Origin of the sequence: Dolichospermum sp. UHCC 0352 (assembly GCF_009711925.1) — a bacterium.
GTDB lineage: Bacteria > Cyanobacteriota > Cyanobacteriia > Cyanobacteriales > Nostocaceae > Dolichospermum > Dolichospermum lemmermannii.
The window spans coordinates 1-10,589 of the sequence record NZ_VIKY01000132.1; the positions used below are offsets into that span (position 1 = coordinate 1).

General features: G+C 41.3%; 7 protein-coding genes. 5 read left to right on the forward strand and 2 right to left on the reverse strand.

Going from position 1 to position 10,589, the window contains the following annotated elements; translation table 11 throughout:
• The first annotated feature begins 223 nt into the window (after nucleotides 1-223).
• From FJR06_RS09190 to FJR06_RS09205, 4 genes are all read left to right on the forward strand, one after another.
• A complete protein-coding gene (locus FJR06_RS09190; protein ID WP_015078917.1) occupies nucleotides 224-499 on the forward strand; it encodes a ribbon-helix-helix domain-containing protein in 276 nt (91 codons plus the stop codon).
• Entirely contained in the window at nucleotides 496-843 is a 348-nt protein-coding gene (locus FJR06_RS09195; protein WP_015078916.1) for a type II toxin-antitoxin system PemK/MazF family toxin, read from the forward strand. The genes FJR06_RS09190 and FJR06_RS09195 overlap by 4 nt, the downstream gene beginning before the upstream one ends.
• 258 nt (nucleotides 844-1,101) lie before the next feature.
• Nucleotides 1,102-1,707, forward strand: a complete 606-nt coding sequence (locus FJR06_RS09200; protein ID WP_015078915.1) for a hypothetical protein — start codon at nucleotides 1,102-1,104, stop codon at nucleotides 1,705-1,707.
• A 164-nt stretch (nucleotides 1,708-1,871) separates the two neighbouring features.
• Nucleotides 1,872-2,699, forward strand: coding sequence for a cobalt-precorrin-6A reductase (locus FJR06_RS09205; RefSeq protein ID WP_015078914.1), 828 nt, complete (start codon nucleotides 1,872-1,874; stop codon nucleotides 2,697-2,699).
• A gap of 53 nt (nucleotides 2,700-2,752) precedes the next feature.
• Here FJR06_RS09205 and FJR06_RS09210 read toward each other — a convergent pair whose 3' ends face one another.
• Both FJR06_RS09210 and FJR06_RS09215 read right to left on the reverse strand, forming a co-directional pair.
• On the reverse strand, nucleotides 2,753-5,611 hold the full coding sequence (locus tag FJR06_RS09210; protein ID WP_371723703.1) for a tetratricopeptide repeat protein: 2,859 nt from the start codon (nucleotides 5,609-5,611) through the stop codon (nucleotides 2,753-2,755).
• Between the two features lie 745 nt (nucleotides 5,612-6,356).
• The gene (locus tag FJR06_RS09215) at nucleotides 6,357-7,013 is read right to left on the reverse strand and encodes a hypothetical protein (RefSeq protein ID WP_168651286.1); all 657 of its coding nucleotides are present in this window, start codon (nucleotides 7,011-7,013) and stop codon (nucleotides 6,357-6,359) included.
• Nucleotides 7,014-7,234: 221 nt separating this feature from the next.
• On the opposite strand from FJR06_RS09215, the gene dnaX reads away from it, so the two are divergent.
• The gene (gene dnaX, locus FJR06_RS09220) at nucleotides 7,235-10,477 is read left to right on the forward strand and encodes a DNA polymerase III subunit gamma/tau (RefSeq protein ID WP_015078911.1); all 3,243 of its coding nucleotides are present in this window, start codon (nucleotides 7,235-7,237) and stop codon (nucleotides 10,475-10,477) included.
• Nucleotides 10,478-10,589 lie beyond the last annotated feature (112 nt).

The following is a 10,589-nucleotide window of genomic DNA, read 5'->3' on the forward strand; positions in this document are numbered from 1 at the left end:
TTTTGGCAATGACCGATAATTTATCTTCCCAATGCTTCGCCCCTACTGACAATTGTACGGGCGAAGCATTTGGAGAATTATTTTTGGCAATGACCGATAATTTATCTTCCCAATGCTTCGCCCCTACTGACAATTGACTAATGACCAACTTAAATTTACTAAATTGATGCGTAAAACGATATGATATAAGACATCACTTCAGTCATCAAATAATGAACGCTCTATGAAAACAGAAACCGTTCGCACGACATTAACCATTCCCAGGGAACTGCTAGAAGCTACAGATAAGGCAGTTATGGAAGGGAAAGCTAAAAGTCGGAATGATTTTGTCGCTCAGGCTTTACGAAGGGAACTAGCCTTACAAAAGCGATCCGAAATTGATGCCGCATTGGCAGAAATGGCTAATGATCCAGATTATCAAGCAGAGGTCTTAAAACTAGAGGTAGAATTTGCTACCGCGCAGTGGGAGGCGTTGCAGTTAGGGGAATCGCCAAGATGAGAAGGGGTGAGGTTTATGATGCGCGTCTAGAAATGACTGAAGGCTCGGAGCAGGGAGGAACTCGCCCAGTGATTATTGTTAGTCGCGATGTAATTAATCTATCCAGCCCAGTCGTTTTAGCAGTACCCTGTACCACCTATCAAGACGGAAAGCGAGTTTACCCTACTCAAGTTTTAATTTTATCACCAGATGGCGGACTCAAGAAAGACTCAATCGCCATGGCAGATCAGGTGCGGGTGTTATCTAAAACCCGCTTTTTGCGTTTAAGAGGAATACTTTCTGAAGTTGTCATGGCACATTTGGAGCAAGCGTTATTAATTGCCTTAGATTTGCCAGGATATTAACTAGTACACAAGGGCGTAAATCAACCAACGTCTCAACTGAGCTACGCCAAACGTCCATTCTAAATCGCCCAAAAGCCTATACCGTCTTAGGCTTGACTTTTGACTTTCGCCTTGCGGTACTAGCTTTTAAGGGAGGGAATGAGGAACAGGAAATCAGGGTAGATAAGTAGGTCGTTTTGTCAGTCCTATCTCATTTCCTGAATTAACGTGACTTGGTATGAGGAAAACGTGGAAAACTTCAAAATTTATTATTGAAATATGTCTAAATCAATAAAAATATCAAATCATTTAACACAACAGTCTCAAGAGAAAGAGAAAGAGAAACAACTAATTAATGAACTTAGGTTATTAGTAAAAACTTTGATTTATCAGGAAGAAATTACAATTAAATCCATCATGGATTGTCTCTATGATGTTGGTTCAACTAATTTAGTAAATCAAAAATTTAAGTTTGGAACTCTCAATAAAACTCTAAAATTTATGACTAAAATATCTAAACCTGCATTTAAAATACTGGCTTGGCAATGGTTTAAGAAAAATTGCCCTGATTTGATTACTGGATGGCTGCAAGGTAAAGTTACATTTATAAGAGTAGAAGAAAAGAGATTGGAGGTGATGACAGAAAATGAAAATCTCAGTTTAGTTAGTATTTCTCAGATTCCAGAGGAAAATCAAATTGATCAGATAAAACGTCTGCATTTACAGGTGAAATTGTTAACAGGTATTTTAGTTATTACAGTAACTTTATTTAGTGGGAGTTTGATTTGGCTAAGTAATTCATTGCACCAATCCCATTTACAAACTTTAGAAAAACTCCAAAATCAAGTTAAAACTTTAGAATCTAGTACAGTACAGCGTAAGTAAGATAACCATTAAAAGTCCCTAAAAAGCTTATACAATCTGCTTTTTAATTTTTAATTGTTAATTTTTAATTCCGCCCTGCAGTACTAGTCAATGAACACAGAGAAACTGGTTAGTATTAGTTAAACTTAAACTGCTGGCTTCAATCCCATTTGTCTTAAATTGATATGTTGCGGGTTTTAATTATCGGTGGAATTGGTGATGCGGTAGAATTAGCTGCTAAGGTAGCAAATATTCCTGGTATTGAGGCTATCTCCTCTCTAGCCGGTCGTACCCGTGAACCTGCTGCTCCTGTTGGTAATGTGCGAATAGGCGGTTTTGGTGGTGTAGCCGGATTGGTGACTTATCTGCGAGAAATGCAAATTGATATATTAATTGATGCTACTCATCCTTTCGCTAATCAAATTTCTGAGAATGCAGCCGCAGCGACTCAGGAAGTAGGTATTCCTCGATTAATGGTAATTCGTCCAGCTTGGGAAAAACTCAAGGATGATTATTGGTTAGAAGTAGAAAATAATTTGGCTGCTGCTGCTGTTTTAGCAAATCAAGCTAACCGAGTATTTTTAACAATTGGTAGACAAGAAATTGCGACTTTTGCACATTTACAGGAAATTTGGTTTTTAATGCGGATGATTGATCCACCAAATGCTGATGTTGTCGTTCCACCTGGATTAATTTTATGCGATCGCGGTCCCTTTAGTTTAGAAAACGAACAAGAAATTCTCCTCAAATACAATATAGATACCATTGTCAGCAAAAATAGCGGTGGTAGTGCCACATATCCCAAAATTATCGCCGCTAGGAAACTAGGGATAAAGGTGGTGATGGTAAATCGTCCACCTGTACCCCCAGGAGAACAAGTTGCAGATGTGGAAAGTGCCGTGCAATGGCTAAGAGGATGTTTGAAAAGTATCAGAATTAATCGAGATCCCCCCAACCCCCCTTACAAAGGGGGGCTAAATTCCTCAAAGTCCCCCTTGGAAAGGGGGATTTAGGGGGATCAGATCCCACACGAAAAAGTTTTCAAACAACCTCTAAAGGTTAAACATTAATAACTGAGAAAATCCTGAGGAATAGCCAAGGTTTCGCTGATAATTTCTGATGCTAATTTATCAGATTTGAGTAAGGGATAAGCCGGAAGACCATGATGTTGATGCCCATTGGAGGATGATTGAGATTGTAAATAAATTCCCATAGCTAAACTAGGCAAATAGGTAATATTGTAATTTGCCACATTTACAGAAGATACTGAAGCAAAAGACAGATTAAATAAACTGTGCAAAGGTAATTTATACAAGTCCCGATGGGGAACTAAAATTATTGTATCTATCCCTGCCAATTCTTGAGTAATTGTGGAAATATTCAAGATATTTTGCAACTGCAATAGTTTTGATAGTGTTGATGATTCTTGCCAATCTGCTAACCAATGTTCAAATTCAATTAAGCGTTTTATTGCTTCGGGAATTCCTTCTGTCTCCTGAATGGGTGTAAACAGTAAAATCGGAGCTGGGGCTTGATCTTTGATAATGAATGTGTGCAAAGCGGCTGGGCTAAGATGCCAATAAATTATGGCTGTGGTGGGATTCAGTAATTGTTGAATAGAGCGATAATCTCCTGACTCAAGTTGATAATTCAAATCAGGCATTAACAACTGTAAACAGTTATTTCTCCCCTGTTCAGCAATTTCCCAAGCTTCTACTAAATCTCCTGTATTTACAGCTAAATCAACTGCTAGTTGTCCCAAACCTGCAAATTTTAGTACCAGTTGTTTTTTATTTTCATCAGTCCGATTCGGCTGAGTGAGTAATTGTTGTAATAATTCAATTCCCCATTTTTGTAATTCCTGTGCCGCTACTGTTTCCCCCAAACAGACAAGCACTTTCATCAGAGATTGCAAAATATCCAAATGCAATTCTGGAAAATCTTCTGGTGTCAGCGTAGATAGTGCCAGTTGATATTCGGACATGGCATGATGCCAATAATCACGAGGTGTGGTGGTTTTTTTTGCTTGCTCGTAGTAAGTATTACCAATAGCTATACGTAATCTTCCCCAACCTTCTGGGTGAGTATCCGGGCGAAGATGTTTCAAACCTGTCTGATAACTTGCTAATTTACCTTCATAGCCGCCTAAGTTAAGGGCAGGATTGGATGCAGAAATGTTACTAACTACAATTAGTGATGATTGGTGGGGGGTGAGATGACCAGCCGCCGCACCCCTTCCTAGCCAAGCTTCCCAGTAGTCTAGTTTAATTTCTAAAGCCCTGTCATAGCCGGATATAGCTTGGGCAGAACGGTCTAGGTAAAATAGGGCTACGGCTTGGTTATACCAGGCTGGGTGGAAATCGGGTTTGATGGCGATCGCTTGTTGATAGGATGAGATTGCATCTTCCCGACGACCTAAGTGTTCAAAGGACACACCCCGGTTATACCAAGCTAGATAAAATTCTGGCTGAATGGCCAGGGCTTGATCCCATGATTCAATTGCTTCTAACCATTGTTTTAAATTAAATAGCACCACACCCCGATCAATCCACACTTCATGATAGTTGGGTTGGAGATTGAGAGCTTGATCATAACTAGCAATCGCTTCTGCATATTGCTCAACCACAGCCAAAGCTATCCCCCGGTAGTACCAAGCTTCAGAATCTTGGGGTTCTAAATTCACCGCTTGATCATAACTATCAATAGCTTCCCCAATTAAACCTAACTTGAGTAATGCTAAACCTCTGCTAGACCAAGCTGCTTGGTAATCTGGTTTAATAGCGATCGCTTGATCAAAGGAAGCAATGGCCGCATCAAAGTCTCCCAACTCGCCCAGAATACTGCCTCGGCTATACCAAACCTGATAAAAATCCGGTTTGAGAGCCAGTGTTTGGTCATAAGCAGCGATCGCTTCGGAAAACCGTTGCAAGTAAAATAATACTAAACCCTGATTAAACCAATACTCATAAACATGAGGTTGGATTTGACTTGCCCGTTCATATAAAGCCAAAGCCTTTAACAAATCTCCAGCTTTAGCCTGCCGTAAACCCTGATAAAATAAACTTTCCGCCGGATTAGTAACAACTATTTGTGATGTTGATTGCTGGACAAGTTGCCGATCACGAATTGCCAATTCCGACGCTAAATGCTGGACAAGATTGCTACTTTGCTCCAACCGCACCACCAACTCATCTAAAGTGGACGCTAACTGCGGTTCTATATTCATCAAAGACTCGTTCCAGCTTTTCTCCCTGGGAGATTCTGGATCGGCAATTATTTCCGCAGCATTCTGGGAAAATTCCTGAATTCTATACTCATAACTGTGATAGTCATTTTCTGTCTTAGCTGCATTCTCAGCTAAAGACCCATTACTTAACCCTACAGACTGACCAGTGAAGAGATCCTCAACCATTTGGGATACTGATGGATTAGTCACACTTTCCACATTCTGATCTTGCCAGATTTGTTCCCCAAATTGGCGGAGCAATTCCTGACCAGGAGTATCTAACTCCTCTGCTGTGGGGATGGAACTTTCCAACTCCTGTGACTCTTGCTTGCGCTCATACTCCTGATTGAGGTTGCGCCGCAATAGCTGCACCCCAATATCATAGGCCAGGTTGCTAACCTCACCAATACCTAACTCACCCAGTTTCACCATGCGCTTGGCTAAAGGAAGATTCGGTGCAGGAGAAGCTAATAATTTGTCCCCAAATATCAACAGCCAATCTATCCACCGATCAACTGTAATTCTTGGTTCCATCCGCTGCAAATACTTCAACGCCCACTGTTGTCCGCGCGCTTGATGCACACCTTCTAGTAGTTCATTAAATAACAACTCTAGATCCGCATTCGTGAGTTTTGGTGGTTGATCTGCCACCAGATTGCCTTGACTATCCTGGGAATCGGTGATTCCCAGGATAGTCAAGGGGGACTGTAAAAATTTGTTAAGCCACTGCAAGAGCCACCTGAACATCTGCCAATTTATGGGATTTTCTTTCTCCTAGATTGTAGCTATCCTTGTGTCAAAAAAAATTATTAATTACGGAATGGACTAGAAAACCAAATAGACCCACTTGACACTCTCAGCGTCTTTAGACGCGCTCGATTCTTTAATCAATGAGCCAACTTACAATTGCTGGATTACTCCAACAAAAACAGAGGTCGATTCTCCTAAAGCGTTAATGACCGTATCCCTACCGTACTCGTTTTTTGCATTTCATTTTTCACCAAATTTAGCTTTCCTAAACAGCAATACCGTTAGGTATGACTACGCACTCAACCAAATAAGTTAAGTTTTTACGTCGTTTAGTTATACTTAAATTCTAGAATTGTTTACATTGTATCACATCTACTGTTATTGAGTTAGGCTAAATATTTTCGCCCGTGTCGCTTATATCTCAGCACTAAAGTGACTGAGCTTTACGCTTACCGGGTAATACTGTAAAAATATTGATAGCTACACCGCACAAATCAAACTTATTGACATACTCACCGACCTGAAGGTGCGGGGAAACACTTGACACTTCGCCAGAACCCGCCACAAGTGGTCTTATCGTCCCTCCATGTCCGTTTAAAGTCTCCCAATGCCCTATGGCGACTATGACAAAATTTTAACATAAAGCCGTCCTGGAAGGACCGGGCTTGTGTCCCGTCTTTTCGGTCACTGGGATTTATCCTTGTGATTCAGAAGACTCGTTCGCTTCATTATACTGACTAACTAATACCTGAATAATTTCTTCTGGATTATTTGTTTCCACTCCTAGTTGTTGGGAGATTTGCTCGCATAGGGTTTCATCCTGCTGCAACATCATCAACAATTCATCTAGACTGACAGTTTTGTATTCCCCTTCTGGTAAATTTTCTTCCGTGTTGGCAGGTATTAAAAGATTATTTTCTACTGCATCGGGACCTTCGTATTCCCAAACTGGTTCTCCTGGATTGACTGTTAAGACTTTCATGCCTATATCGTAGGACAGATTGCTGATTTCCCCAACCCCTAACTCACCAAGTTGAACTAATCTGGCTGCTAATTCATTATGGGGTTTAGAAGATGCTAATAATCTGTCACCAAAACGATTTAACCATTCTAGCCACTGTTGGGTGCTAACACGGTGTTCAAGATTATGTAACCATTTTTGCGCCCAAGTTTCTCCCTTGACCTGATGAACTCCTTCTAGTAGTTCTGTAAAGAGAAATTCTAAATCTGTGTCAGTGAGGGGTGGAACTACTGCTTTGGGGACTTGTTCCCGACTGGGGGTAAAATTTTGTTTACCACCAAACAAGTGCCGAAAAAATTTTTTGAGCCATTGAATTAGCCGCTTAAACATTTGATGCACCATTGATGTTGCTTAATAAAATTTTAGCGGTGTGAGTGACTAGTAGTTCGTCAAATTTATTTTGACTGTATATTAGTTTTGACTTTTGACTTTTGACTTTTGACTTCCGCCCTGCGGTACTAGCGGCTATGTCTGAGGCAAAATTACCATGAGTTGTTAGAATGGTAAAACCCTAAAATTTACCTGGGATATACGGATTTAAACCTGTCTCCATGTCTTACGAACCCCTGCACCATAAGTATCGGCCAAAGAGTTTCGCTGAACTGGTGGGTCAAGAGGCGATCGCTACTACCCTAACTAATGCCATTCTCTCAGCGAAAATCGCCCCTGCCTATTTGTTCACTGGCCCTAGAGGTACAGGAAAAACTTCCAGTGCGAGAATTCTCGCTAAATCTCTCAATTGTCTCCAAGGCAACCAGCCAACCCCCCAACCCTGCGGTGTTTGTGAAATCTGTCAGGGTATTACTAAAGGCTATTCTACTGATGTGATTGAAATTGACGCTGCTAGTAATACGGGTGTTGATAATATCCGTGAACTGATTGAAAGGGCGCAGTTTGCCCCGATGCAGTGTCGTTATAAAGTTTATGTGATTGATGAATGCCTGACTGGAGACTCATTGATTCTCACAGATGCCGGAATTGTCCGCCTTGATAACCCGAATATTCAAGGTCAGAGAGTTCTTAGTTACAATGACTCCTCTGAAAAATGGGAGTTTAAAAAAGTTGTCCGTTGGTTAGATCAAGGGGAAAAGCAGACCTTAGTGATCAAAACAACTCACAGAGAAATTAAGTGTACAATTAATCATTTAATCAGGACTGACCAGGGATGGATAGCAGCCAAAGACGTAAAAGCAGGAATGAAGATACTATCCCCTGTGAATGTGGATGCGACACGCTCATTTACAAGTTTGGTGTTGACGGACGTACCCGAAGATTTGTTAGTGGACACCAGTTCAAAGGTAATACATACGGACAAAAATTATACGATTGGGAATCTATTCTTCAACAAGCGGAATTACTCCGACCTCTGTGTGCTTGCAGATGTGGAGAAAAGCTGGATATCCCAGACTTTTTACGAAAAAAAGGCAAAGGCATCAAAAGTATCCAGTCTCACTGGACAAAACATCCATACAAAAAAGGACACGGAAATTGGGAACTTAGAACGGAAAAATTTCTTGCCAAAGCCGGGTTTATCCAACCAGATCAACTGGGACTCATCTACGGAACATTATTGGGAGATTGCTCAATCACTTACCCCAATAAATGCAGCAGATTTCCTAGATTATGCTGGACACACGCAGACAGTCAAAAAGATTGGTTGGAATACAAAGCTTCCCGACTTTCAGAATTGCGTCCCAAACTACGGGTTACAGTTAATCAAGGCTACGGAAATATTTCTGTCACCTGTAACACAGCTTGTCATCCCCAACTCAAAGATGTTTTTAACATCGTTAAGCCAAGTCGGTCACAAAAAACCGTCTCTATGGACTGGCTTAATAGAATCACCCCAGAAGGGATTGCTTGGTGGTTTTGCGATGATGGTTCACTCAGTCTCAGTCCACAAGGAAGCCCACAAATTCAACTACATACAGAAGGATTCTCTTCCGCAGAAAATCACCTCATTGCTAACTGGCTTACAGCAATGGGATACCCAGCAGCCGCAAAGTTTTACACCAGAAGTAGCACCAGTAAGCAGTACTACTACATCTGGATGGGAGCAACCACTAGTAGAAAATGGGTGGCAGACTTCAAGCAATATTCCATACCCGCAATGGATTACAAATTTGGAGAAGGTCGAATCTGTTCACCTCGCTGGAGTTGAGCGAGTTTATGATCTTGAAGTTGAGGATAATCATAACTTTGTCGCTAATGGATTACTAGTACATAACTGTCATATGCTAAGTACCGCAGCGTTCAACGCGTTACTTAAAACCCTAGAAGAACCACCTAAGCACGTTGTTTTTGTCCTCGCTACAACAGACGCACAAAGGGTATTACCAACAATTATTTCTCGTTGTCAAAGGTTTGATTTTCGACGGATTCAGTTAGAGGCAATGGTAAAACATTTAACGTATATTGCCGCTAAGGAAAGTATTCATATTTCTCATGATTCTCTGACTCTGGTGGGACAAATTGCCCAAGGAGGATTAAGAGATGCAGAAAGTTTACTTGATCAATTAGCTTTAATTGCTGGGGAAGTGACACCGGATAAGGTTTGGGATTTGGTAGGTTCAGTCAGCGAAAAAGACCTATTTGGACTATTAGAAGCGATCGCTCAAGATCAAGCCGAAATAGTCCTAGACTCTACCCGGAAAATCCTAGATCGAGGTCGAGAACCCCTGATCATTCTCCAAAATCTCGCCGCTTTTTATCGAGATTTCCTCATAGCTAAAACCGCTCCCAATCGTCAAGATTTAGTTGCTTGTACTGAATCAACTTGGACATCATTAGTTGACTTTGCCCAAAAATTTGATATTAGTACCATCTTACGAGGACAACAACACCTGAGAACAGCAGAATTACAACTAAAAAACACCACTCAACCTCGTTTATGGTTAGAAGTAACATTATTAGGATTATTACCCAGCGCCAATATTCAAATCCAAACTGCAAATATTTCTCAGCAAGTTAATACAACTGCTGTCACTCCAGCTTATCCTCCCGCTGCTGCACCACCAGCATATCCGCCCACAAATCACAACTCATCTGTGAATTTTGCACCAGTACCCACGTCAGAACCTGTATATGCACCACCACCTACTAACCATCAACCAGAACCAATACAGCCAGTAGGAGAAGGTTCACAATACAATTTAACTCAACTTTGGCAACAAGTCCGTGGACATATTCAGCAGCTACCCACACAAGCATTATTGGGTCAAATGTGCCATTTAATGGAATTTAATGGTGTAGTTGCTCGTGTAGGTGTAAAAGCGGTTTGGTATGACAAAGTGAAATCTTATCTACCGATCATCACTACGGCCTTTAGACAAACCTTCCAGCAGGAAATTCAAGTTACCTTAGAAAAAGCTACCACTGCCAACGCCACATCAACTAAGCGAAATCCACCTCCACAAAATTCTACTCCCGTTCAACAACCACCCCAACCTACATCCTATCAACAACCACCCCAACCTACATCTAATTACCAACCTCCAGCCCCGCAACCCACACCACAGCCACCCTCAGCCGTACCACAGCCAGTAGCTACAGTATCCGCACCACCACCCGTACCAGTCCGAGTTGAGCCTGTTGTTACCAATGCAGCACCAGTGCAACCATCGCCATCAAGTTGGGATCATGATGGTGTGGTTAAAGCTGCGGAAAGTCTAGCAAAGTTCTTTTCTGGAGAAATCATCCGCATGACAGATGATAGTTTTCAATTATCTGATTCTGTTACTTCCACTGAAACGCCTGAAATATATGAATCTTATGTTGATGATGAATATAGTTGAGAAATTCAGAACTGTTGAGATTCTCCCCTTGTTTAAATATTTGACAGTTGCTAATAACGTCTGTAAGGATCAGAAGCAATTTTCATAAGACCTCGCGGTAAGCGGGAAACTC